This window comes from Agrobacterium sp. 22-210-1 (assembly GCF_053522525.1).
Genome location: NZ_JBNWCI010000001.1, coordinates 202,746 through 223,445 on the forward strand (window position 1 = coordinate 202,746; position 20,700 = coordinate 223,445).

At 58.2% G+C, this 20,700-nt stretch carries 21 protein-coding genes, 1 tRNA gene and 1 pseudogene; 12 read left to right on the plus strand and 11 right to left on the minus strand.

Features of this window, described 5'->3' with window-relative positions; translation table 11 throughout:
• The first annotated feature begins 2 nt into the window (after window positions 1-2).
• From ACQZ5F_RS01020 to ACQZ5F_RS01030, 3 genes and pseudogenes are all read left to right on the plus strand, one after another.
• Entirely contained in the window at window positions 3-644 is a 642-nt protein-coding gene (locus tag ACQZ5F_RS01020) for a TetR family transcriptional regulator C-terminal domain-containing protein (protein ID WP_046797836.1), read from the plus strand.
• A gap of 254 nt (window positions 645-898) precedes the next feature.
• A pseudogene (locus ACQZ5F_RS01025) lies at window positions 899-1,222 on the plus strand (DUF2325 domain-containing protein); the annotation flags it as partial.
• Window positions 1,203-1,490 (plus strand): hypothetical protein, encoded by a 288-nt coding sequence (locus ACQZ5F_RS01030; RefSeq protein WP_225339248.1) that lies wholly within the window; start codon window positions 1,203-1,205, stop codon window positions 1,488-1,490. The pseudogene ACQZ5F_RS01025 and the gene ACQZ5F_RS01030, both read left to right, overlap by 20 nt.
• A 6-nt stretch (window positions 1,491-1,496) precedes the next feature.
• Here the strand turns inward: ACQZ5F_RS01030 and ACQZ5F_RS01035 are convergent, their stop codons facing one another.
• From ACQZ5F_RS01035 to uppO, 5 genes are all read right to left on the minus strand, one after another.
• Window positions 1,497-1,907, minus strand: coding sequence for a DUF423 domain-containing protein (locus tag ACQZ5F_RS01035; protein ID WP_408606453.1), 411 nt, complete (start codon window positions 1,905-1,907; stop codon window positions 1,497-1,499).
• A complete protein-coding gene (locus ACQZ5F_RS01040; RefSeq protein ID WP_052818362.1) occupies window positions 1,904-2,305 on the minus strand; it encodes a group II truncated hemoglobin in 402 nt (133 codons plus the stop codon). The genes ACQZ5F_RS01035 and ACQZ5F_RS01040 overlap by 4 nt, the downstream gene beginning before the upstream one ends.
• Before the next feature lie 103 nt (window positions 2,306-2,408).
• Window positions 2,409-2,762 carry a HepT-like ribonuclease domain-containing protein gene (locus tag ACQZ5F_RS01045; protein ID WP_448731034.1) on the minus strand — a complete coding sequence of 118 codons (354 nt, stop codon included), beginning with the start codon at window positions 2,760-2,762 and terminating at the stop codon, window positions 2,409-2,411.
• Window positions 2,762-3,058 (minus strand): nucleotidyltransferase family protein, encoded by a 297-nt coding sequence (locus ACQZ5F_RS01050; protein ID WP_003520575.1) that lies wholly within the window; start codon window positions 3,056-3,058, stop codon window positions 2,762-2,764. The genes ACQZ5F_RS01045 and ACQZ5F_RS01050 overlap by 1 nt, the downstream gene beginning before the upstream one ends.
• A 38-nt stretch (window positions 3,059-3,096) precedes the next feature.
• Window positions 3,097-4,512: a polysaccharide biosynthesis phosphomannomutase UppO gene (uppO, locus tag ACQZ5F_RS01055; protein WP_225339247.1), complete on the minus strand. Its 1,416-nt coding sequence runs from the start codon at window positions 4,510-4,512 to the stop codon at window positions 3,097-3,099.
• Window positions 4,513-4,769: 257 nt separating this feature from the next.
• On the opposite strand from uppO, the gene uppM reads away from it, so the two are divergent.
• Complete coding sequence (gene uppM / locus ACQZ5F_RS01060; protein WP_046798397.1) at window positions 4,770-6,395, plus strand: polysaccharide biosynthesis protein UppM; 1,626 nt, start codon at window positions 4,770-4,772, stop codon at window positions 6,393-6,395.
• Window positions 6,396-6,414: 19 nt separating this feature from the next.
• On the opposite strand, the gene ACQZ5F_RS01065 is transcribed toward uppM, so the two are convergent.
• Window positions 6,415-6,624 carry a hypothetical protein gene (locus ACQZ5F_RS01065; RefSeq protein ID WP_003509414.1) on the minus strand — a complete coding sequence of 70 codons (210 nt, stop codon included), beginning with the start codon at window positions 6,622-6,624 and terminating at the stop codon, window positions 6,415-6,417.
• A 246-nt stretch (window positions 6,625-6,870) separates the two neighbouring features.
• Between ACQZ5F_RS01065 and uppL the strand changes: the two genes are divergently transcribed.
• Both uppL and ACQZ5F_RS01075 read left to right on the plus strand, forming a co-directional pair.
• Complete coding sequence (uppL, locus tag ACQZ5F_RS01070; RefSeq protein ID WP_046797840.1) at window positions 6,871-7,665, plus strand: polysaccharide biosynthesis UDP-hexose transferase UppL; 795 nt, start codon at window positions 6,871-6,873, stop codon at window positions 7,663-7,665.
• Between the two features lie 239 nt (window positions 7,666-7,904).
• The gene (locus ACQZ5F_RS01075) at window positions 7,905-8,150 is read left to right on the plus strand and encodes a hypothetical protein (protein WP_052818201.1); all 246 of its coding nucleotides are present in this window, start codon (window positions 7,905-7,907) and stop codon (window positions 8,148-8,150) included.
• A 24-nt stretch (window positions 8,151-8,174) separates the two neighbouring features.
• Here ACQZ5F_RS01075 and uppJ read toward each other — a convergent pair whose 3' ends face one another.
• Together uppJ and uppH are read right to left on the minus strand one after the other, a co-directional pair.
• Window positions 8,175-9,119: a polysaccharide biosynthesis UDP-hexose transferase UppJ gene (gene uppJ, locus ACQZ5F_RS01080; protein WP_137085106.1), complete on the minus strand. Its 945-nt coding sequence runs from the start codon at window positions 9,117-9,119 to the stop codon at window positions 8,175-8,177.
• 8 nt (window positions 9,120-9,127) lie between these two features.
• Window positions 9,128-10,039: a polysaccharide biosynthesis endo-1,4-beta-xylanase UppH gene (gene uppH / locus ACQZ5F_RS01085; protein ID WP_225339246.1), complete on the minus strand. Its 912-nt coding sequence runs from the start codon at window positions 10,037-10,039 to the stop codon at window positions 9,128-9,130.
• 212 nt (window positions 10,040-10,251) lie between these two features.
• Here uppH and uppI point away from each other — a divergent pair, with 212 nt between their 5' ends.
• Together uppI and uppG are read left to right on the plus strand one after the other, a co-directional pair.
• On the plus strand, window positions 10,252-11,322 hold the full coding sequence (gene uppI, locus ACQZ5F_RS01090; RefSeq protein WP_137085102.1) for a polysaccharide biosynthesis UDP-hexose transferase UppI: 1,071 nt from the start codon (window positions 10,252-10,254) through the stop codon (window positions 11,320-11,322).
• 2 nt (window positions 11,323-11,324) lie between these two features.
• Window positions 11,325-12,404 (plus strand): polysaccharide biosynthesis glycosyltransferase UppG, encoded by a 1,080-nt coding sequence (uppG, locus tag ACQZ5F_RS01095; protein ID WP_175414503.1) that lies wholly within the window; start codon window positions 11,325-11,327, stop codon window positions 12,402-12,404.
• Window positions 12,405-12,447: 43 nt separating this feature from the next.
• Here uppG and ACQZ5F_RS01100 read toward each other — a convergent pair whose 3' ends face one another.
• The gene (locus ACQZ5F_RS01100) at window positions 12,448-13,518 is read right to left on the minus strand and encodes a GNAT family N-acetyltransferase (RefSeq protein WP_175414561.1); all 1,071 of its coding nucleotides are present in this window, start codon (window positions 13,516-13,518) and stop codon (window positions 12,448-12,450) included.
• A gap of 524 nt (window positions 13,519-14,042) precedes the next feature.
• On the opposite strand from ACQZ5F_RS01100, the gene ACQZ5F_RS01105 reads away from it, so the two are divergent.
• The 4 genes from ACQZ5F_RS01105 (at window position 14,043) to ACQZ5F_RS01120 (ending at window position 19,372) form a co-directional block, all read left to right on the plus strand.
• Complete coding sequence (locus ACQZ5F_RS01105; protein WP_175414502.1) at window positions 14,043-15,392, plus strand: O-antigen ligase family protein; 1,350 nt, start codon at window positions 14,043-14,045, stop codon at window positions 15,390-15,392.
• A gap of 184 nt (window positions 15,393-15,576) precedes the next feature.
• The gene (locus tag ACQZ5F_RS01110; RefSeq protein WP_137085096.1) at window positions 15,577-15,777 is read left to right on the plus strand and encodes a hypothetical protein; all 201 of its coding nucleotides are present in this window, start codon (window positions 15,577-15,579) and stop codon (window positions 15,775-15,777) included.
• A gap of 2 nt (window positions 15,778-15,779) precedes the next feature.
• Window positions 15,780-16,979 (plus strand): MFS transporter, encoded by a 1,200-nt coding sequence (locus ACQZ5F_RS01115; protein ID WP_225339245.1) that lies wholly within the window; start codon window positions 15,780-15,782, stop codon window positions 16,977-16,979.
• Between the two features lie 443 nt (window positions 16,980-17,422).
• The gene (locus tag ACQZ5F_RS01120; RefSeq protein ID WP_052818194.1) at window positions 17,423-19,372 is read left to right on the plus strand and encodes a methyl-accepting chemotaxis protein; all 1,950 of its coding nucleotides are present in this window, start codon (window positions 17,423-17,425) and stop codon (window positions 19,370-19,372) included.
• Between the two features lie 170 nt (window positions 19,373-19,542).
• Here ACQZ5F_RS01120 and ACQZ5F_RS01125 read toward each other — a convergent pair whose 3' ends face one another.
• Both ACQZ5F_RS01125 and ACQZ5F_RS01130 read right to left on the minus strand, forming a co-directional pair.
• A complete protein-coding gene (locus ACQZ5F_RS01125; protein WP_046797847.1) occupies window positions 19,543-19,872 on the minus strand; it encodes a hypothetical protein in 330 nt (109 codons plus the stop codon).
• A 333-nt stretch (window positions 19,873-20,205) separates the two neighbouring features.
• A tRNA-Arg gene (locus tag ACQZ5F_RS01130) sits at window positions 20,206-20,282 on the minus strand.
• Between the last annotated feature and the right edge of the window lie 418 nt (window positions 20,283-20,700).

Here is a 20,700-nt window from a genome sequence, read left to right on the forward strand (position 1 = left end):
GAATGGCCATACCGCGCGCAGCGAAAACACAGAAGCGGACCCGCATTCAGGAGGAAAAGCAGGAAGCTATCCTCGAGGCAGCGCTCAGCGTATTTTCCATCAACGGCTTCCGTGGTTCCACCATAGACCAGATTGCCGAGGCGGCCGGCATGTCCAAGCCGAATGTGCTTTATTATTTCCGCACCAAGGAGGCGATGCATCGCGCGCTTATCGAGCGGGTGCTGGATACATGGCTTGATCCGCTCAGGGCTTTTGACGCCGAGGGCAATCCGGAAAGCGAAATCCGCTCCTATATTCGCCGCAAGCTGGAAATGTCGCGGGATTTCCCGCGTGAAAGCCGGCTGTTCGCCAATGAAATCCTGCAGGGCGCGCCGCATATCGAGGATGAGCTTAAAGGACCGCTGAAGCAACTGGTGGATGAAAAGGCCGAGGTGATCCGTGCCTGGGTGAAGGCCGGCCGGATCGCCAAATGTGACCCCTACCATCTCATCTTCTCGATCTGGTCGACCACCCAGCACTATGCGGATTTCGATGTGCAGGTGCGGGCTGTGCTGGGTGACAAAAACGGCGGCGATGGTCGTTTTGAAGATGCGGCCCGGCATCTGGAGCAGCTTTTCATGGGTGGATTGCGGCTAAACGGCTAAGCGGGACGGGGTCTCGCGAATATGTGATCGATGTTTTGCGTCAAAACATGAGGAAAATGATCACCTTTATACTTTACTCCAAAACTCATCTTTATTATGGTGCCGCTATCCCGAACGTCCGGGGCATGAAAAATCAACCGGCAGGTGAGGGAATGGCACGCAAGGAAAAGAAGAAGGCCGAACGCGGCGGCAAGCAGGGCAAGGGCACGCCTCAAAACGAAAAGGACGTGGCCGAACAGCAGCTTTCCGGGCCGAAGAGCTTTCTTTATGTTGGCGGCCGTGACTGTCAGGTTGCCCATCTTCGCCAGATCGCCAGCAATTTCGGCGCCGAACTTATCCATCACGATGGGGGATTGCGTGAGGCGGTGTCGCGCATCGATACCGTTCTTCCTTCCGTCGACTGCGTTTTCTGCCCGATCGACTGTATCAGCCACGATGCGTGTCTGCGGGTGAAGTCGGGTTGCAAGAAATTCGGCAAGACGTTCATTCCGCTGCGCAATGGCAGCAAATCCAGTCTGGAGCGGGCGCTGCAGACGATGAATGAACGGACCTCCGGCGATGAGCGACGAGCGCAATAATTTCCATGATGATGAGCCCGCGGCAGCAGAAGCCTGCCGCGTGGAACTGCACAAGATGGCTGAACAGGGCACCGATCCGGCCCTGACGGACTTGTATGAGATCGTCGGCGAACGGGAGCGGCGCAACCGTGCGGCGGCGGCCGACAGCAATGTGGTGGTCTTTCCCCATCTGCGTACCCGCCAGCCCGGCGAAACGCCGTCCTTTGCCCTGGGCGAGGCGGCTGAAGGTGGCCGCAACATCCTGTCATTTCGCTGGACGCGGCGTTAAGGCCGATCAGCCTTTCGGCTTCAAAAATGCCCCGGCGCAGAGCACGAGCCACCCGGCAATCATGCCAAGGCCACCCGTGGGCGCGGCGAAGGGAAACAGGCTGTGGCCGGAAAAATGCCTGACGACGAGATCGCCGACGAAGACCGCCGTGCCGAGGCCGAGGATCAGGCCCGCCGGAATGGCGGTTCTGATGCGATCCGCGCCGATATGGAGCGCCACCAGCACCGGGGCATGCGCCAGCGCCATGGCTGAGGCATTGCCCAGCATATAGGTTTCGCCCGTGTGGGTGGCGGCGGCGGCAAGCATGACACCGGCAGCCCCAAGCAAACCGCCCAGCAGCAGAATGAAAGATCGCAACCGTTCGCGCGGCACTGTTGCGTCTGTCGAACTTCCGTCGCTCATGCTTGAATTGCTCATGGGCTGTCCGCCTCCTGGTTCTGCATGTGAAAGGCCAGCCGCTCCACCGGCGCCCAGATGATCTCGCGCAGCTTCGGGTTCTCGATGGTTTCATCCATGGCGCGGCGGAAGCAGAGCAGCCATTCGTCGCGCTCGGCAGGGCCGATGGGCGCGACGAAATGGCGGCGGCGCAACATCGGATGGCCGTGTTTCTCGACATAGACGGGCGGTCCGCCAAGATATCCCGTCAGATAATCGTAAAACTTCGCTTCACTGCCGGAAAGATCGGCAGGGTGAATGGCACGGCAATGCGCCGCCTCTGGCAGGGTGTCCATCAATTCATAGAAACGCCGGGTCAGGGCCTTGACGGTCGCATCGCCGCCGATCGCTTCATAAAGGGTAATGGTCTCGCCGCTCATCGTCCGCCTCATCTGGCCCTTCGGTTCTTATCGCTTTCTCAAGCGGGAAGAGCAACAGGGAAAGGCGGGATGCGACATTTGGGACATTGTGCCGATAGAAACCTCAGTTTTCGGGCCCGACGGATCGTTGAATAGCCTGAACGGCTATTTTGAGTGGCGCGACATGTTCGGTCACCACGGCCCAAACCACATCGTCCGCGATCTTGTGGTATTCATGGCGGAGAATATTGCCGATTCCGAAAATCTGTTTCCATGGAATGTCCGGCGCGAGGTTAAGCAATTCCTCCGGTATGTGTCGCGATGCCTCTGAACCGATCTCCAGAGCGCGCTGTACAGCAAGCTTGAGCAGCCAATTTTGCTGGAAATCAGCAAGCGACAGGCCTGCAGTGTGGGTCTCAATACCGTTTATGGCCTCCAGAATTTCGGCGAGAACCGGCCCGACCCTGCGTCTGGTCATCAAAATATCCGTACGGCGGATTGCTCGATGTCATTCCGGAGCAGCGGATGGAGGCTGTTGCGTGTAGTCACGTCGACTTCCACGGCTAATTCTTCTTCCAGAAACTGCTTGATACCGACGAGATCGATCAACGAGAAACGGCGGCCCGGATCATAGTCGATGAAGATGTCCAGATCGCTGGAGGCAAGGGCCTCATCGCGGGCCGTCGATCCAAAAAGATAGAGCGACGTCGCGCCCATGCTTTTCACTGCATGGGCGTGTCGCTTGAGTTTTCTGATTGCGTCCGTTCTCTTCATGCGCGCAGCTTACACCATCGCGTATGCGGCATCCACTCTCACCCAAAATTGCGGATGAGATCGAGCCCCTTGTTCAAAAGCGTTTCGGCTTCGTCCTGATTGGCGGCTTCGACGTAGCAGCGCATTTCCGGAGCGTTGCCGGAAGGGCGGAAGTGGATGGTGCTGCCGTCGGTGAGTGCCACGCGCAGGCCGTCGATGTCGCTGAGCGTCTTGACCTTGCCGACCGGGGCAAGGAAAGCCTCGAGATTGTCGCGAGACGCGCGCAGATGCGTCATCAGGGCGGCGCTTTTTTCCTGGGCGAAATTCTCCAGACGGTCGGCGGCGGCGACTGGCAGATTGTAGGCGGCGGCGATCTCCGACAGCGGCTTTTTCTGCTCGGCTGACAGCAGCAGCACGGCGAGAACCGGCAGGAAGCTGTCACGCGTCGGCAGTGGCGAAACTGCCCTTCCATTGAGCGTGAATGCCGAAGCCGTCAGCAGGCCGCCATTGGCTTCGAAGCCCATGACGCCGTTTCTGCCGGCGGCAAGCGCCTCTGCCATGCCGGCGATGACGAAAGGCGAGCCGACCTTGGTGCGAACGACCTCGAAGGAACCGCTCGCTTCAATGCCGGAATTGGAGGTGACGGGGGTGACGACCACGCCGGCATCGAGGAAATTGGCGGTGATGAGCCCGATCAGGTCGCCGCGCAGCGGCACGCCGTTCTCATCGGCAAGCAGCGGGCGATCACCGTCACCGTCAGCGGAAACGATGGCGTCGAGACCATGCTCCGGGGCCCACTTCCTGAGAAGCGCCAGCGTTTCCGGCGAGACCGCCTCGGTATCAACAGGAATGAATGTTTCCGAGCGACCGAGCGCCACGACGTTAGCGCCATAATGGGCGAGAACGTCGACGAAGAGATCGCGGGCCACGGTACTGTGCTGGTAGACGCCGATCTTGAGGCCCGACAATGCCTTTTCCGGCAGGAGGGCGATGTTGCGTTCGTAAAACAGTTCGGCTGCGATTGCGGAATGGTCTTCCGCCGTCGCGGTCTCGTCGCTGATGCCTTCCGCTTCGACTTCGGCTGCAAGGGCGGCGATTGCCGTTTCATCCTGCTTGTCGATTTCGCCGTCCGGGCGATAGAATTTGATGCCGTTGCGATCGGCCGGAATATGCGAGCCGGTGATCATCAGCGCGCCGGCCTTCAACGACAGGCCGTAAAGCGCCAGAGCGGGTGTCGGCACGGTGCCGCAATCGAGGGGGGTAAGACCGGCGTTTTTCAGCGCGGCGATGCAGGTTGCCGAAACATCGGGGCTCGAATCCCGGAAATCGCGGGCCACGAGAATGGGGTCGCCCGCCTTTGCCTGACCCGATGTGAGAAGGTGCCTTGCAAATGCCGTGGCATACACGGCCGAGGCTTTTCCTTTCAGATCGACAGAGAGGCCGCGAAGGCCGCTCGTTCCAAATTTCAGGCTCATGCCAAACTCCGTTTCGATAAAATCTTTGAGGTTCAAATGGATAATGCAAAAATATAACGCCTGAAAGAACCGTATCGATCCATTCACGTCAATCCTCTCTTTCATGATGGACGCGAATGGGCGATGATTGCGGGGATGAAGCGGGTAACCTAAAATTCACCCGTCATATTTAAACTTGTCCGTCTATAGCGGCTGTGGCGACGATGGAAACCATCTGTTGCCGGCCTTTTTGTGGTTCATTCGAGTTGGATTGGCTGATGTACAGGCTTCAAAAGGCGGGACATAAGCAGGCACGTCCGCTTGATGAAAAAACGGCGCCCGCCGCGAGAACCCACGGTTCCCTGCTGGACGATCTGGTGGATGAGGACGAGGTTTTCGAACGCACGGTGCTGAAAGAACATCTGGAGCCGAAACCGGTCGCCGCAGCCGAGCCGGCTCCAGCCGAAAAGCCAGTGAAACCATCCTCGCCGACCGGTAGTCTGGCGGCCGCGCTGCCGGGCCTGAAATATATCGACAGGATCGGTGTGGACGATATCCTCATCTGGCTGCGTAACGGCATTGTCTGGATCGTGCTGGCGATCATTCTCTGCGTCGCCGCCGCACTGACCTATGCTTCCATGACGCCGCCGCGTTACACCGCCTATACGGATATCGTTGTTAATCCCTCCAATCTCAACGTCGTCAATGACGGCGTGTTTTCACCGAGCCAGCAGCGCGACACCCAGATCCTCGAAGTGGAAAGCAAGCTGCGCACCATCACCTCGCGCAACGTGCTGGCACGGGTGGTGGATGAGCTGAAGCTTGATCAGGATGCCGAATTCATCAGCCCGCCGCCGCTTGCCCGGCTGAAGGCGATGTTTTCGTCGAAGCCGGAAGATGGCGACAACCGGGTCGGGGCGCTCCGTTCCCTCGGCGATCGGGTGGCGGCGGAACGCGATCCGCGCTCCTTCGTGGTGACGCTCTCGGTCTGGACCAACGATGCGGAAAAATCCGTGACGGTTTCCAAGGCCATCGTCAAAGCCTTTGAAAGCGAGTTGTTCCAGACGACCTCCGACAGCAGCCAGCGCGTTGTCGACGATCTCAAGAAACGGCTCGAAGAGATGCGCGAGAACGTGACGGCTGCCGAAAAGCGGGTGGCGGATTTCCGTCGTGAGAACGGGTTGCAGGAAAATAACGGCCAGCTGGTCAGCAATCTCGCCTCCGGCGAACTGAACGCGCAGGTTCTTGCGGCACAGCAGCGCGTCATTCAGGAAGAATCACGTCTGAAGCAGATGGAAGCGGCGATTGCCCAGAACCGCACGCAAAGCGATGCCATCTTCGACAGCCAGACCATGAACACCATCCGCGCACAATATAGCACCCTGCAGCAGCAGATCGGCGCGATGACGCTGACCTATGGCGCGCGGCATCCGCGTCTGGCAACCGCAGGGGCGGAGCGCGCCATGCTGGAACGCGGCATGGCGGATGAAGCGCGGCGCATCCTGCAGGCGGCCAAGACCAATGTCGCCGAGGCCCGCTCCTCGCTCGATGCCCTCAGATTGAAGGCGGTAGCGGAACGGGCCAACGTCTTCACCGACAACGAGGCGCAGGTGCGGCTCAGGGATCTGGAGCGCGACGCCAATTCGGCCGCCGCGATCTACGAGACCTATCTTACCCGCTCGCGCCAGCTTGCCGAACAGCAGTCAATTGATTCCACCAATGTGCGGGTAATTTCACAGCCTGTCGCCCCGAATTCCAGAAGCTGGCCGCCGGGCAAGCTGACCTTCCTGATTGCCGGTGGTGCAGGTGGTCTGTTCCTTGGTCTCGGCATTGCCGGGGCGCTCGGGCTCTGGGGTTATCTGCGCCGCAACGACCACGATGAAAGTGCTGCGCGCTACGCCTGATTGGGCTGGCCCGCTGCGCCTATTCTTCCGAAATCAGGCCGTCATACACTTCGAGCAGGGCAGCGGCGATGGCAGCACCCAGCGCATTGCCTGCATCCCGAATGCCGGCCTCGTCGCCGTCGCGGACCGAAATGGCGAGATCGGACGCTTCGTTGGCGACGATTTCCTTTGCCCGTTCTATTGCCCAGAGGCCGAAATCGCCGCGGTTGTCGATCGAGATGGTTTCCATGGCCGGGACCTTTTTTGTGGTGTGGTTTCGCCATTCCTTAACCCATCGGCCGGGAAACCGGAATAGGCGGAAAGCGTGGTCTCAACCTCCGGGCGTGTAAATCGTCCGCTTCAAACGATGGGTTTATAAAAATATTAATGATAGTTCTTCGTAGTGTTTGAAGCCTTATACCTTAAGCATATGTGTGACTATAACAATGAAACGATGCCTATCTTGGACACCGGACAGATTATGACAGGGAGCGAAATGCCGGATGCGAAAGGGCCGAACACGACCTGGCCCGTCATTCCGCTTGCGGCTTTACCCATCACTGACGCGACGATAGAAGAAACGGCTGAGGATTTCATCCTGCGGGCGGGGCACGTGCGTGCTGTCGGCGCAAGGCCGTTCTATTCGACCTCGGCGAACGGTCAGGTCATCGCGCTCTGCCATCACGACAGGGAATTTGACGCCATGCTGCGGCAGGCGGACCAGATTCACGCCGACGGCATGTCACTGGTCATCTTTTCCCGCACGTTCTGCCCGAATGCACTGCGCGAACGCGTGGCCACGACGGATCTCGTTCATGCGGTTGCCCGCCGGGCCGAAGAGACGGGTGCGCGGTTTTATTTCCTCGGTGGCTCCGAAGAGGTCAACCGCGCCGCGGTGGAGGAAATGCAGAGGCTTTATCCGCGCCTGGTTTTTTCCGGGCGGCGCAACGGTTATTTCAGCCGGGACGAAGAAGAGGCGATCCTTGCCGATGTCGTCGCATCGCAGACCGATATTCTCTGGGTCGGCTTCGGGATTCCGCTGGAGCAACGCTTCGTTTCGCGCAATCTGGACAGGCTTTCCGGCATTGCCGTGGTCAAGACGTGCGGTGGTCTGTTCGATTTTCTTGCCGGCAAGAACAGCCGCGCGCCGCAATGGATGCAGGATATGGGGCTGGAATGGCTCTACAGGGCGATGCTTGAGCCGAGACGCCTCGGCAAACGCTACCTGCTGACCAATCCCATCGCTATATATTCGCTTCTGAAACACAGCTACCGGGCTTCGGGACGCTGACGAAGCGGAGAGGAAGACGGCGGTTTTGCCGTCCTCGGTTTTGCCATTCTCAGTTTTGCCATTCTCAGTTTTGATTGCGCAGCGGATTTTTTGAAAGCCGCGCGCCAATCTATGTGAGATAATCCTAACGTATTGAAACGATGCGCCTCGCCGCTGAAATACGTTGCAACTGGGCGCAACGGCGTTACACTGGGGAAATATTATAAATTTATTCGAATCAGAGATATTTGAGGGCAGCGATGGTCATTACGTCCATTTCTCTTTTTGTCTATGGGATTGGCACTGTTACCTCTCTCGCCATGACCTATATTGAAGGCGCCCGCCGCGACAGGGATTGGGATTTTTATCGGGTGACCGGTATCGTTCTTTGTTTCTTGTGGCCGGTTCTCGTTCCGCTTCTCATTCTTGCAGCCGTGTTTTCTTCCTTCGGTTTCCAGAAACGCATGAATGCGATTTCGCTGGGCAGGGAAAAAACGCTGGGCTGACACGGGTGCCCGCAATGAGGAATATCAGGCCTTTTTCACCGGCGCCTTATAGGGCGTGAGCGTGATGCCCAAGCTCGCCATCACGCGGCCGATGGACATCAGCGGCGGATGGGTGGCAGGCAAAAGCGCCCCGGTTTTCAGGAAAGCGGCAATGGCGCGGATGAGCGACAGGCACAGGCTGACGACGTTTTTGGCGGCAAGCAGCAGTCCACCCTTGAGGCCAGGGCGGCGAGCGCGGTCGATGCTATAATTGATGATGCCGGTTCTTAGCGAGCGCTCCATGATCCAGCGCGGCGCCATGCGGTTTTCCGGCACGTATTCGATGATGAGGGCTTGAGCGTTCCAGGCGAATTTGAAACCGGCCTTACGGCAGCGGGTGAAGAAATCCATATCACCACCGCCGAGGAAATTGAACCGCACGTCGAATTCCGGTTTTGACAAGCTTTCGAAAACTTTCCGCGAAATCAGGCAATTGCCGGATCCGTGAATCTGCTCGACGGGACCGGTCGGCGCTTCGATGGAGCCGAACAGGGGATGTGACAGCACCGCCTTTGGTGCGGGTGCGTCGAATTCACGGTTGACCGGTCCGCCGACGATATCGGCGCCGAAGGACCTGGCCGCGGAGACCATTTCGGCGAGCCAGACGGGGGAGGCGGCCTCGTCGTCATCGATCATCAGGAACCATTGAGCGGAGGGATAGCTCTGCCGGGCGGTGCGGAAGGCGGTATTGATGGCGTAACAATTGCCCTGCGTCGGCTCCACCAGTGTCTGGCCGGTCATGCCGCTTTCGCCAAAAAATGCACGCGCGACGGCAAGGCCCTGCTGGCCTGCGCCATCATTGTCGACCACGACGATGGCGAAGGGGAAATCGACCTTCTGGGCCGCGAGCGACAAAAGCGTCTTTCGCAAGCCTTCGGGCCGGCGGAAACTGGGAATGCACACCACCGCTTCCGGCATGATCTCGGGCATGGAAACTCCTAAATACCGGCAAGCGCTGCGGCGGAAAAAACGACGGCCCTGAGGCTTTGGCGGGGGCGATGAATGAGGGTATCGGCAAGCGCCGAAAAGGCCTCACGGTACCGGCGGGCGCGGAAGGCCTGCGCCACGGTGTAGGCATTCATGTGGTTTTCGGATTTGTGGCGAAGCCGCCGCAGTTCCTGCGGGGAAATGGCGGCGACGATGGCGGGGTCGGAAAACACCGCCTCGATGGCCGGCTCGCAATCCCGGAAGGTCAAAAGCCGGTTCATCATCACGCTCGTCCGATGCACCCGGTAATCGAGAACATGGCAGCCGGGCAGATAGACAAAGCGGCCGGCAGCGGCGAGCCTGCACCAGCCATACCAGTCTTCCGCGTAACGCAGGGTCTCGTCGAAACCGCCGAAATCCTGAAAGATGCGTGTCCTGACCAGCATGATGCCGCCATTGACGATGAAGTTTCCGCCCAGCAGCGGCTGGAGGATGAAACCGTCAGGCTTTTCACGCCGGCGGATGAGATTGCGCCGGCCGATCTTGGCGCCGTTTTCGTCGATACGCTCATAATCGCCATAGACGGCAACGACGTCAGGGCCGGAGATGCCGGCGCAAAGGGCGGCGATGGCGCTCGGCTTCAGACGGTCGTCGGCATCGAGGAACATCGTCCATTCGCCGCGTGCCTGCGACAGGCCGAAATTGCGCACGGCGGAAACGCCCTGCCGGCCCTGCGGCCGGGCAAGCAATTTGACACGCGGATCGGAGAAACCTTCCACCTTTTGCGCGGTGGTATCGGTGGAGCCGTCATCGACCACCAGCACCTCGCAAATGGTCTCGCCCTGAAGCAGGACGCTTTCGATCGCTTCCACGATGTAACGCTCGCCGTTGCGAACGGGAATGACAATCGAAACGGAAACCAAGGTTTTCAACTCCATAAGGGTGGGCCAAGAATTCGCACAGCGAAGTTACTACCGGATTAAGCGGGCCTCGCCAATTATGACGTGGTATAGCGTCGGTTAACCTTGCAAATCTTTAATATCCTTTTGGCATGATCGTGGTGTTATGTTTTGAGAATTAGAGCGCGGTTGCGTCCTGTTGGACATTGATGCGCCAGGGTTGCGGAGGCGGGTAAATGCGGATCGGGCGACGGAATTTTCTGGGCGGTGCGGCAAGTGCCGGCCTGTTGCATGCCATGGCCGGCCCGGCCCTTGCCGCGCAGAAGAAGACGCCGGTCAAAACCGCCCCCTATGGCGCCGCCGTCTATCTGCCGGATCTTAATGCCGATAGCCGCATTGGCACGGCTGTTGTCAAATATTGCTCGCGCATCACCCCGGTTACCGAAATGAAATGGGAGGTCATGCGGCCTTCCGCTGACGTGTTCGATTTCGCCGCCGCCGATGCAATCGCCAACTTTGCGCGTCAGCACAAGCTTTCCATGCATGGCCATCCGCTGATCTGGTACGCCTCCAACGCACCCTGGCTTGCAAGTATCGGCGGTGGCGGCAAGGTCGAGAAACTGATGGAGACCCACATCGTCAAGGTGATGGAGCGTTACAAGGACGTGATCCATAGCTGGGACGTGGTCAATGAGCCGATCCCCGACGTGCCGGGCAATGTGCGCGCGCGGCGCGATGCCTGGTATTACGGGGCGGGGTCGGACGCCATCAAGAAGGCCTTCGATATTGCCCATGCGGTCGATCCGAAGGCGCAGCTTGTTCTCAACGAATATGATGTGGAATTCGCCGTCGAAAAATCGCCGGCCAAACGCGCGGCCTTCCGCAACCTCATTCTTGAACTGCTTGAGAAGGGCGCGCCGATCAACGCCATCGGCCTGCAGGGGCATCTGCGCGGCGGCTGGCCGATCGCCAAGGACGAGCTTGCCGCCTTTGCCACGGAAATGCGCAGCTACGGCCTTGCCATTCTGGTGACGGAGCTGGATGTGATGGACCAGACGCTGCCCGGCCCGGAGGCCGAGCGCGATATGCTGATCAACGGTCAGGTCCGCGATTTTCTCGAAGCGGCCTCGGCGGGTGGGGGGCTTTCCTCGATCACGACCTGGGGCATTTCGGACCAATATAGCTGGATCCGCTGGGCCTATCCGCGCCGGGACGGCACGGCCAATCGGCCGCTGCCGTTGGACTGGAGCTTCAACGAAAAACCGATGATGGCCGTCATCAACGAATTCCGGAACCGTGGTGCATGAGCATGAGTGCTGAAACGTTGCTTCCTCCCGTACAGAAAGCACTGCAGATCAATCTGCATCCCTTCGACGCACCGCATGCGGCCCTTACCCTGCCACATCAGCTGCGGGTCTGGGGCGGTCAGGTCGACCGCATTCTTCTGACTGTCGATACCGGGCAGGTCGGGGCAGGCCGTTACAAGGGCAACGGCTTTGATGCGGCCAGCAAACGCCTTTTCGACATGCTGGAGGAAATGCAGACCAATTATCCGCATCTGTATGTGGATGTGGTTGATTACAGCGATGCGGCACGCAATCTTGTGGCAAAGACCTTCTTTTCGCGCTCGCCGATCCCCTATCCGGCCAAGGCCTTCGATGGTGGGCCGTTTCATGTTTATTTCTACGGGCTGAAACGCGCCAATGCCCGTTATGTGCTGCATATGGACAGCGACATGATGTTTGGCGGCGGCAGCCAGAACTGGTTCGAAGAGGCCGTTGCCCTGCAGAGGGCCAACCCCGATGCCCTGTGCATCACGCCGTTTTCCGGGCCGCCGACCGTGCGCGGCGATCTTGATATTTCCCGCCATGTCGGCATGCCGGGCGTGAGGAATATTCCAGAGCCGCGCAAGCTGCCATCGCGCGTCCCCACATGGCGCTTCGCTACTGTCTCCACGCGGCTTTTCATGATTGACATGGACCGCTTCGCCAAACGGATTGGCTCGCTGGAACTGCTGCGGCCGGATGCCAAGCGGCGTATCCGCTCCTACGCCTATAACCAGCAGCCGGTCTCGATGCCCGCCGAAGAGGTGCTGAGCACCAACATGATGCGCGTGGGCGTGCACCGGCTGGATTTTCTCGGTACGGGAAAGGGCATGTATTCGTTGCATCCGCCCTATCGCTCGCCGGAATTCTACGCGGCGCTGGGGTCGATCGTCGAACGTATCGAAAAGGGTGACGTTCCCGAAGGGCAGCTGGGCGACTTCGATATCAATGGATCGATGGTGGACTGGACCAGCGCGCTGGCGGCCAAGACGCGCTCCAAACGTTACGTGAAGGCGCTGCGCCACCTGATCTCGGCGAATGTCCAGCGTTTCACCAAGGCGTAAAACGTTGCGGCCTGCCTTCTGCGTCAAACACGTTGGGGGCGGCTCAATAGTCGGTTATCAGCTTGCTCCAGCGTTCCGAGCACAGGCCGCCAATATAGATGTCGCCGGCAATCGCCCGCTCCCTCAGTGCTTCATCCCGGGTTGCCATGCAGAAATATCCGTCATGGCGAAAGCTCATATGGTTCTGGCGGTACAGTGCATTTATGAGAAAGGGCTGCGACATGCCGGTGACGTGGGCGTAGTTCTCGTCGTCGAAATGGCGGAACAGGGTGTTGAGCACGTCGTTTTCACGACCGGCATCGCAGACGAGATTGAGCACATAGGCGGTTCTTCCCGGCTGGCCAAAAAACAGGGCGGCGCCCATGACATGGCCTTCGGCGGTTTCGATGGTCAGGCTTTTCAGTTCACCGAGGCTCTCATTGGTCCTGCTCATTTCTATCAGCCAGTGGAACTCCTCGTGAGACCATTCCGGACGAATGGAAAACCGCTCGATCATCGTCAGCGACTTGCGGCGGAATGTCTCGAAATCCACGGTTCTTACCCTGGCGCCGGCGACTTGATGCGGCCTCAAGCCTTTTTTCCATGATCGCAGGATACCGTCGACAAATCCAAGCGCCGACAGGGCAAGCGTGGTCTTGGCCAGTTTCGAGCGTCGCGGCATGCGCAGCGCGATTGTGCAGAAGGGCTTGAGGGCCTTGTGCCATTGCAGGCTTTCGATCGGCATCATGGTGCCGCCGATCGCGACCCAGTGATCGGCGCTGACGGGGGAGGCCGTGTCCGAAAACAGCATGTCATGTTTCGCTGCCCGCATGCTGCGAGACAGGCGGGCAGCCCCCAGCGCGCCGAGTTTCCCATCCGATGCGAAAGCGCATAATAATCTGGCGGTAATGGCTTTTCCATTCGCGATAAACCGCATGGGGACCGCGAGAATGACGCTTGTGACCCTGTTTTCCCCCGCGTCATAGACGACGCTGCCATACTCCGGATCAAAGATGGGGCTGCTGAAGAACAATGTTTCGACATAGGAGCGCAAATCGAAGTTTACTTCACGCCCGGTCTTCTTGAAAGCGCTGTTGAGCACCGCCTCGACCGCCTCGACATCGTCCCTGCGCATGGGGCGAATACCGACCGTTCCGGGCTTGTCCGGGCACCGTGTCGATTGACCGCTATCGCCATCGTCCATGTTGGTGTGTCTCGGAACGTCCACCTTAGGTCTCCAGCCTTATGCGCAATTATGAGATCAACTCAAGGATATATCTTAAGTTGTTAATAGAGGCTAAAGAGAGCCTTGGGTTATGCCCTCCATACGCCCAAATGGATATTCCATCGCGTAGGTGGAAGTAATTTATTCGATGGTTTATTTCGTTCTAATATTAATTAAATCAAATATTTGATTTCAACGGTCAGAATTTTTTCCGGCGGAAATTCCGTCACTTTCCAAATTGACCTGCCGAATTCGGCTCTGTTTCTCTGCCTGTGGGCCTATCCCTTCCTAACAAAAGAAAATGACGAAATTACTATTCTTCCGTGCATTACGAATAACTAAAAAATAGGATATTTGCAGGATATTCCTGTGACGGGGATGAAGCATCGGATACGATGTGTGCCGACGTGGAAAAAGGAAGAGAAAAACCCCTTATGGATGCAGCGGACGACGGACAGGGGCGTGGATATTGGCGGGACGCATTGTTTTATGTGACCTTCCTTTACTTCACGATCGGCTTTTCGCCCTATGTTTCACTTTCCTCCACTTATTCCGGCTCCGCCATGGCAGCCGGCTCCAGTCTTCTCAACCAGTTCACCGCGATCATTCTGCTTTTCAGTTTCGTGGCGTTCATGGCGAAGGAAAAGTCGTTCTCGATCCTCTTTGCACCGCGCCTGCTGATAGCGGCGATTTTCGGCTGGTATGCGTTCACTTCGCTGGTGGGCGAAGCGCCGATGTTCTCGCTGCGGCGACTGGTCATGTGCGCCATCATCTGTGCGCTTGCCGATGGTTTCCTGCAATTGCCGCGCTCCGAGCGGCATTTCACCACAATGCTTGCCTTCTGCGTGTGGATTATCCTGTTCCTTTGCTATTTCGGTATCGCCGCTCTGCCCGGACGGTCGATTCATCAGGTCAGCGATGCGCTGGAGCCGTTTCTTGCGGGCAACTGGCGGGGCGTCTTCAATCACAAGAACGAGGCTGCCTCGATCATGTCGGTGCTGATCATCGTCGGGATCTATCTTTGCAGGCGCTGGTCCTTTTTCGGGGGGCTGGTGGTTCTGCTGCTGTCGCTGATCTTTCTGGTCAAGTCAGGCGGCAAGACGGCACTTGGGCTGATGCCGATCATCATTGGCACAGGCTGGTTCATCGTACGCTGGCCCCAATGGCGATATCTGGTCGTGACCCTGCTGATGGTGGTCTTCACGACGGTGGTGATCGGCACCACCGTCGATCCGGTCTTTTCGCAGATGCTGACCAAAATGGGGATCGACGCCAGTTTCACAGGCCGAACCGATATCTGGACCATCGCCATTGATTATATCCATCAGCGACCGGTTTTAGGATACGGATATCAGGCCTTCTGGCGCAGCGACGCGCTGCTATCGAGTTCCATTGAAAACAATAGCTGGGCGGCGACCGCGCCGGCTGCGCATAATGCCTATTTCGACCTCGTGCTTGCGGGTGGCGTGCCGGGTCTGGTGCTGGTGCTGGTATGGATTTTTCTGCTGCCGCTTCATTATCTTGGCAAAATGGATGAGGCCACGCGCAAAAGCCCACTGACAAGGCTCTATGTCGGCGTGTGGCTTTATGTGCTGCTTTACAGCTTTCTGGAAACGATCCTCATGCTGAGTGCGGGTTTCGTCTGGTTTTTCCTTATCGTTGCCGTGATGGGCCTGCATCTGCAGGCAACTGCCAGCCTGGTTCAGGATGAGAAGCGGCGGGAGCCGGCCCGCGCCGACGGTGAAGGGATGATGGTGCCGAAGCCTCTTTCGCGCCACCCATAGGCAGTTGGCTGCCGACGATATCGGGCAGGAGGAAACCGGCTTGTGCGCGTGGTGCTACGCCGGGGTGATGGCTGGACTGGAGACACCATCCGTCATTGATGGGCGTATGTTTTTTATCGCGGCTATTGACCTCAACTATAGTTGAGGAACTATCAGAGCATGGAACACTGTTGAAGGACGTTCCATGAGCGATATCATACTCTCCCTACGGATCATATTTGGCAGCGGGCGCAATCCGCGGTTCTGCGACGTCATCGGCAAATGGCTGCTGGTGCGGCCCGGGCCGCCGGTGGTAAGCGCGCTGGTGACGATGATGAACACACCTGGCTGGTGGGCGCATGTGCTGAAGCAGGCGCGTTCCGCTACCCCTTGCAGGGAGGCGTGACGATGGCTGAAAATTCCACGGCGCTGAAAATCACCCTGCTGTTTGTCGCCACACTCACCATCATGGCCGGGACGACGGTTGCGCCCTCGCTGCCCGCTATCGAACAGAACTTCCTGTCGACAGCCAATGTCGGGCTGTTGAGCCGCATGGTGTTGACCCTGCCATCGGTTTTCGTCGCACTCTGCGCGCCCGTCGCCGGGATGCTGGCGGATCGCTTCGGCCGCAAACGGCTGCTGCTGGGCGCAATCCTGCTTTACAGCCTTTCCGGCATATCCGGTCTTTTTGCTGACAGCCTTGCGGGTCTGCTCGTTGGACGGGCGTTTCTGGGTCTGGCGATCGGCGGCATCATGACAATCGGCACGGCGCTGGTGGGCGATTATTTCGAGGGGCCGGCACGGGAGCATTATCTCGGGCTGCAGCAGGCTTTCACCCAGTTCGGCGGCGTCTTTTTTGTCGTGGCGGGTGGATTGCTGGCCGATATTCACTGGCGCGCACCCTTTGCGGTCTATGCCGTCGCCCTCGCCATTCTGCCGGCGGCCCTGCTTTTCCTGAGGGAACCGGCACGGGGCGATAGCCGCGCCCGGGACGCCGGGCCGGCTTTTGCGGTCAATTGGCCGCTGGTGGCTGTGCTGGCGGTGGCAGTGTTTCTCGTCAACGCGCTGTTTTACACCATCCCCTCGCAATTGCCGTTTTTCATGCGTGAACTCGGCGTGTTTTCCGGCAGCGTTGCGGGATATGCGATTGGCATCTTCAATCTGGCGGGCGCGCTGACGGCGCTCAATTTTGCAAGATTGCGCAGGCATATGGGGGTGGCCGCCATTCTTGCCGTCGGGTTGGTGCTGATGGCGACGGGATTTGCGCTGCTTGCCATGGCAGACGGGCTGGTCCCCATGCTGTCTGCGATTGGTGTGGCGGGGCTTGGTCTCGGCCTTGTGATGCCGGCCATCATGTCCACGACGATCATGCTAGCACCGCTGCGGCTACGCGGGCGTATCGCCGGCATCGTCACGGCATCGATGTTCCTTGGGCATTTCATCTCGCCGCTGGCGAGCCAGCCGTGGATTGCCCGGTTTGGTTTTGCAACGGCCTATCGCGATATCGCCCTGGTCTTTGCCGTTATGGCCGGTCTTGCGGCATTGGCCGCCATTATTCAGCACTGGGTGGTGATGCGAAAGGCACGGTCTTTTGCCCGAAGCGGATAAGGGCCTGGCAGGGGCGGCGGCTACCCGCCGCCGCACGCGTCTTGATTTGGCAGGGCTGGCGGTGATGGCCCTGCCGTCGCTTTGCCGTCTTATATTTGCCGGGCGTCCGGATAGGAAGGAATTGTAAAGTTTTTAACTATAATCATTTTATCAGACAAGAAATGGCAGTCGGCATCCAAAAAGCAGCCCTTCCATTTTTCTCGAAATGTGGTCCGGCGCCCCCGCTCGCTGGCGGGCCGCCCGCGTCGCACGAATGGTAACCTGCCGATTTCTGAGGAAAAGGCATTACCCTTCGCGGACGCACGCATGATGCAAATTACGGCCCGAGCCGATGATGCGTCTCGTGAAACCTTGATGATCAAGGTGTTCGACGTGCAATGCCAGTCTTGCCGAACACCTCCGGCACGGGGAAGGAGCGGCTTTTGTTGACGTGAGGTTTCCCCGTGTCCTTTCTTCAAAATGCCAGTATCCGCACCAAAATCCTGTCGCTTATTCTGCCGCTCTGTATCGTTGGCCTTGGCGCCACCGCATTCATGTCCAACCGCTACAAGGAAGCGGATACGACTTATTCATTCTTCATTGCCAACGACAACGCCGCTCTGGTGGAGCTTGCGCGCGCCAACCGAAACCTCGTCGCAGTTGCTTATGGCGCCTATCAGGTAATGGCCTATGACGCGGCCGGACCGGATATCAAGGTCGCGCGGGATTTCTACACCGAGAGCAAGAGGCTGCTGGTGATGCGCCTTAACAATGTGAAGGCGGCATTTCCGGAAGAGACGACTGCCATTGACGGGTTTCTTGCAAAGTCGCAGGAGATTACCGCAATCACGGACAAGGCGGTTGAGCTGGGTCTGGCCAATCAGAACGAAGACGCGGCAGCCCAGATGCTGAAGGCCGATGCCGCCATTCGCCCGACGGCTGACAATATGGCTGCGCTGCTGGAAAAGCTGGTCAACGGCGTTGCCAAGGGAAGTGGCGAGCTGACGGATGAGACCAATTCGACGATCCTGACATCGCTTGCCGTGATTGGATTTGTTTTCTCCATCGGCGTCATTCTGGCGATTTTTGTGGCGTCGCGTGGCATCACGACCCCGATCGCCCGTCTGCGCGAGCGCATGGTGTCGCTTGCCGGCGGCGAGACGGCAACGGAAATCGACGGCATGGGCCGCGGAGATGAAGTCGGCCAGATGGCCAAAGCCGTTCAGGTGTTCCGCGAAAATGCGCTTGAACGCCTTCGCCTCGAGCAGGAGACGGAAGCCAATCGCAGCCTGTCGGAAAAGGACCGCATCGAGCGTGAGCAGCAGAAGGCAAACGAAGCGGCCGACGTCAAATTCGCCGTCGAAAATCTGGCTGCCGGCCTTTCGAAACTGTCGGAAGGTGATGTTTCCTACCGCATCGGCCAGCCGTTCACCGCGACGCTGGATAGCGTTCGCAACGATTTCAACATGTCGGCCGAAAAGCTGCAGGCGGCCCTGACCAGGGTTGCGCAGAATGCCGGCGGCATCGGTGCCGGCGCAAACGAGATCAAATCGGCCGCTGACGATCTTGCCAAGCGCACGGAACAGCAGGCCGCAGCCGTGGAAGAAACCGCCGCCGCCCTGGAAGAGATCACCACCACGGTGCGCGATTCCACCAAGCGCGCGCAAGAAGCCGGCCAGATCGTCAGCCGCGCCAAGGCGGGTGCCGAACAATCCGGCGAAGTGGTGCGCCGCGCCGTGGTCGCCATGGAACAGATCGCCAAATCCGCCAATGAGATCAGCAACATCATCGGCGTGATCGACGAGATCGCCTTCCAGACCAATCTTCTGGCGCTGAATGCCGGTGTGGAAGCCGCGCGTGCGGGCGAGGCGGGCAAGGGATTTGCTGTCGTCGCGCAGGAAGTGCGCGAGCTTGCGCAGCGCTCCGCCAGTGCGGCCAAGGAAATCAAGGCGCTGATCAACACGTCTAACGATCAGGTGCAGCAGGGCGTTCAGCTGGTGGGCGACACTGGCAAGGCGCTGACGACCATCGTCTTAGAAGTGCAGGAAATCAACCGGCACGTGGTCTCCATCGTGGAATCCGCGCAGGAGCAGTCTTCCGGTCTCCAGCAGATCAACACGGCCGTCAACCAGATGGATCAGGACACGCAGAAAAATGCGGCGATGGTGGAGGAAACCAACGCCGCAAGCCATAACCTCGCCAAGGAAGTCGCGTCGCTCAATCAGCTGCTCTCGCAGTTCAGGCTTGCCGACGCCGCCTATCAGCAGAAGAGCCAGCCCGCTCCGGTTCGCAATGCCGGCGGCAACGACAGGCCGGTAGCATCCCCCGTCCGCGCGCTGGGCCGCAAGATCGCATCCGCCTTCTCGGGCAACGCGGCCGTGGATACGTCAAAGGATGACTGGCAGGAGTTTTAAGCGAGGGCTGGTTGTTTGCAGGAGCGTCGGCGGGGTTATCCCCGCCGATGTTCAGGAAACATGCCGCGCAATCGAAAATCGTTTGCGCGGCATAATTTTAACAATGGATGATCGGCCTATTCTACCCTCACGGCAGCTCTGCGTGGAACCGCAGAAGCGCAAGGCCGAAATCACTTGCCCTGCAGGACACGGATGTACACCGGCCTGTGATTGACATAGTCGCTATACGTAATCCGCTTGCTTGCGACTGCATCATATGTCCGCTTGCAATAGGTGAAAGCAATGTTGCTGCTCGGGCTGACATTCATAAGCTTCGCCATTTCGGCGCTGTCACTTGGAGAGACCTTCCTTGTGGCTTCTTCACATTTTTTTATCACGTCACGTTTGATGGCCGGGCTGCCGCTGACCATTTCTTGCTCGCGATTAAAATTCGCTTCTGTCTGGCATCCCGCCAGAATGAATACAGATATCGAAAGAGTAAAAATCGTCTTTGTTTTCATTTATTAAGCGTCCATATTTGTATTTGCTATCTGATTATCAATGTACGTATACATCCATAATTTTATATTTTAATCCAATTTGCGGAATATAATTTTTTATATGGACGACTGAGCTGCGGCTTTGTGTTTTTCACGAAATTTGCAATGAAAATCTGGAAAATCTTACCGCTACTGCGCGCCCTGCTGTTTTGATCTCGCCTCTCGATCGAATAGATTGAAGAGGTGGAAGGCGTGGCATAATGTTGCCAACATGAGGCAAGCCGAAGCCTTGCTCACATTTCCTTGCGAGTGTGAAGTAACTTACAATGCGGCGAGATTTCTAGCTTCGGTAAATGGCGCACCCGACAGGATTCGAACCTGTGACCTTTGGAATCGGAATCCAACACTCTATCCAGCTGAGCTACGGGTGCAGCGGTCACGCTTGAATCGCGTGCAGCGGTTGGTTCATACCCCAGCTTTCTTTCCGCATCAATGTCTAAAAATCAGAGATTTGCGAAACGGCACCTGTTTTTCTGCCGGGCTGAGACGCGGTTTGTTGCGGGGTGCTGATGCCTTTGTGGGGGTTGGGGAAACAATGCGTCGTTTGGCGTATTGCTTTTTCTGTTGAAATCGGGTTTCCCCTATAAGTAGTATGTTATCGCCTGATCCGGCAGCTGTTTTGCCGTCATCATGAGCGGGTGGCGAGATTGGTGCAATGCCTTTCAAACACGGCGCGGCAGGTGGTGCCATACCCTTAAAATCGGCGGGTAAATAGTCATATTTTTCTCAGTCTTCAGATGGCGGCCTGGAAGTGGGATTCGGGGTTTTGCGGATTAACTGTCAAATTAT

What these genes read in the sequence shown, in the direction of transcription:
- ACQZ5F_RS01020 (WP_046797836.1), top strand. Translation starts at nt 3, where the DNA reads ATGGCCATACCGCGCGCAGCGAAAACACAGAAGCGGACCCGCATTCAG.
- ACQZ5F_RS01030 (WP_225339248.1), top strand. Translation starts at nt 1,203, where the DNA reads ATGAGCGACGAGCGCAATAATTTCCATGATGATGAGCCCGCGGCAGCA.
- ACQZ5F_RS01035 (WP_408606453.1), bottom strand. Translation starts at nt 1,907, where the DNA reads ATGAGCAATTCAAGCATGAGCGACGGAAGTTCGACAGACGCAACAGTG.
- ACQZ5F_RS01040 (WP_052818362.1), bottom strand. Translation starts at nt 2,305, where the DNA reads ATGAGCGGCGAGACCATTACCCTTTATGAAGCGATCGGCGGCGATGCG.
- ACQZ5F_RS01045 (WP_448731034.1), bottom strand. Translation starts at nt 2,762, where the DNA reads ATGACCAGACGCAGGGTCGGGCCGGTTCTCGCCGAAATTCTGGAGGCC.
- ACQZ5F_RS01050 (WP_003520575.1), bottom strand. Translation starts at nt 3,058, where the DNA reads ATGAAGAGAACGGACGCAATCAGAAAACTCAAGCGACACGCCCATGCA.
- uppO (WP_225339247.1), bottom strand. Translation starts at nt 4,512, where the DNA reads ATGAGCCTGAAATTTGGAACGAGCGGCCTTCGCGGCCTCTCTGTCGAT.
- uppM (WP_046798397.1), top strand. Translation starts at nt 4,770, where the DNA reads ATGTACAGGCTTCAAAAGGCGGGACATAAGCAGGCACGTCCGCTTGAT.
- ACQZ5F_RS01065 (WP_003509414.1), bottom strand. Translation starts at nt 6,624, where the DNA reads ATGGAAACCATCTCGATCGACAACCGCGGCGATTTCGGCCTCTGGGCA.
- uppL (WP_046797840.1), top strand. Translation starts at nt 6,871, where the DNA reads ATGCCGGATGCGAAAGGGCCGAACACGACCTGGCCCGTCATTCCGCTT.
- ACQZ5F_RS01075 (WP_052818201.1), top strand. Translation starts at nt 7,905, where the DNA reads ATGGTCATTACGTCCATTTCTCTTTTTGTCTATGGGATTGGCACTGTT.
- uppJ (WP_137085106.1), bottom strand. Translation starts at nt 9,119, where the DNA reads ATGCCCGAGATCATGCCGGAAGCGGTGGTGTGCATTCCCAGTTTCCGC.
- uppI (WP_137085102.1), top strand. Translation starts at nt 10,252, where the DNA reads ATGCGGATCGGGCGACGGAATTTTCTGGGCGGTGCGGCAAGTGCCGGC.
- uppG (WP_175414503.1), top strand. Translation starts at nt 11,325, where the DNA reads ATGAGTGCTGAAACGTTGCTTCCTCCCGTACAGAAAGCACTGCAGATC.
- ACQZ5F_RS01100 (WP_175414561.1), bottom strand. Translation starts at nt 13,518, where the DNA reads ATGCGCAGGGACGATGTCGAGGCGGTCGAGGCGGTGCTCAACAGCGCT.
- ACQZ5F_RS01105 (WP_175414502.1), top strand. Translation starts at nt 14,043, where the DNA reads ATGGATGCAGCGGACGACGGACAGGGGCGTGGATATTGGCGGGACGCA.
- ACQZ5F_RS01110 (WP_137085096.1), top strand. Translation starts at nt 15,577, where the DNA reads ATGAGCGATATCATACTCTCCCTACGGATCATATTTGGCAGCGGGCGC.
- ACQZ5F_RS01115 (WP_225339245.1), top strand. Translation starts at nt 15,780, where the DNA reads ATGGCTGAAAATTCCACGGCGCTGAAAATCACCCTGCTGTTTGTCGCC.
- ACQZ5F_RS01125 (WP_046797847.1), bottom strand. Translation starts at nt 19,872, where the DNA reads ATGAAAACAAAGACGATTTTTACTCTTTCGATATCTGTATTCATTCTG.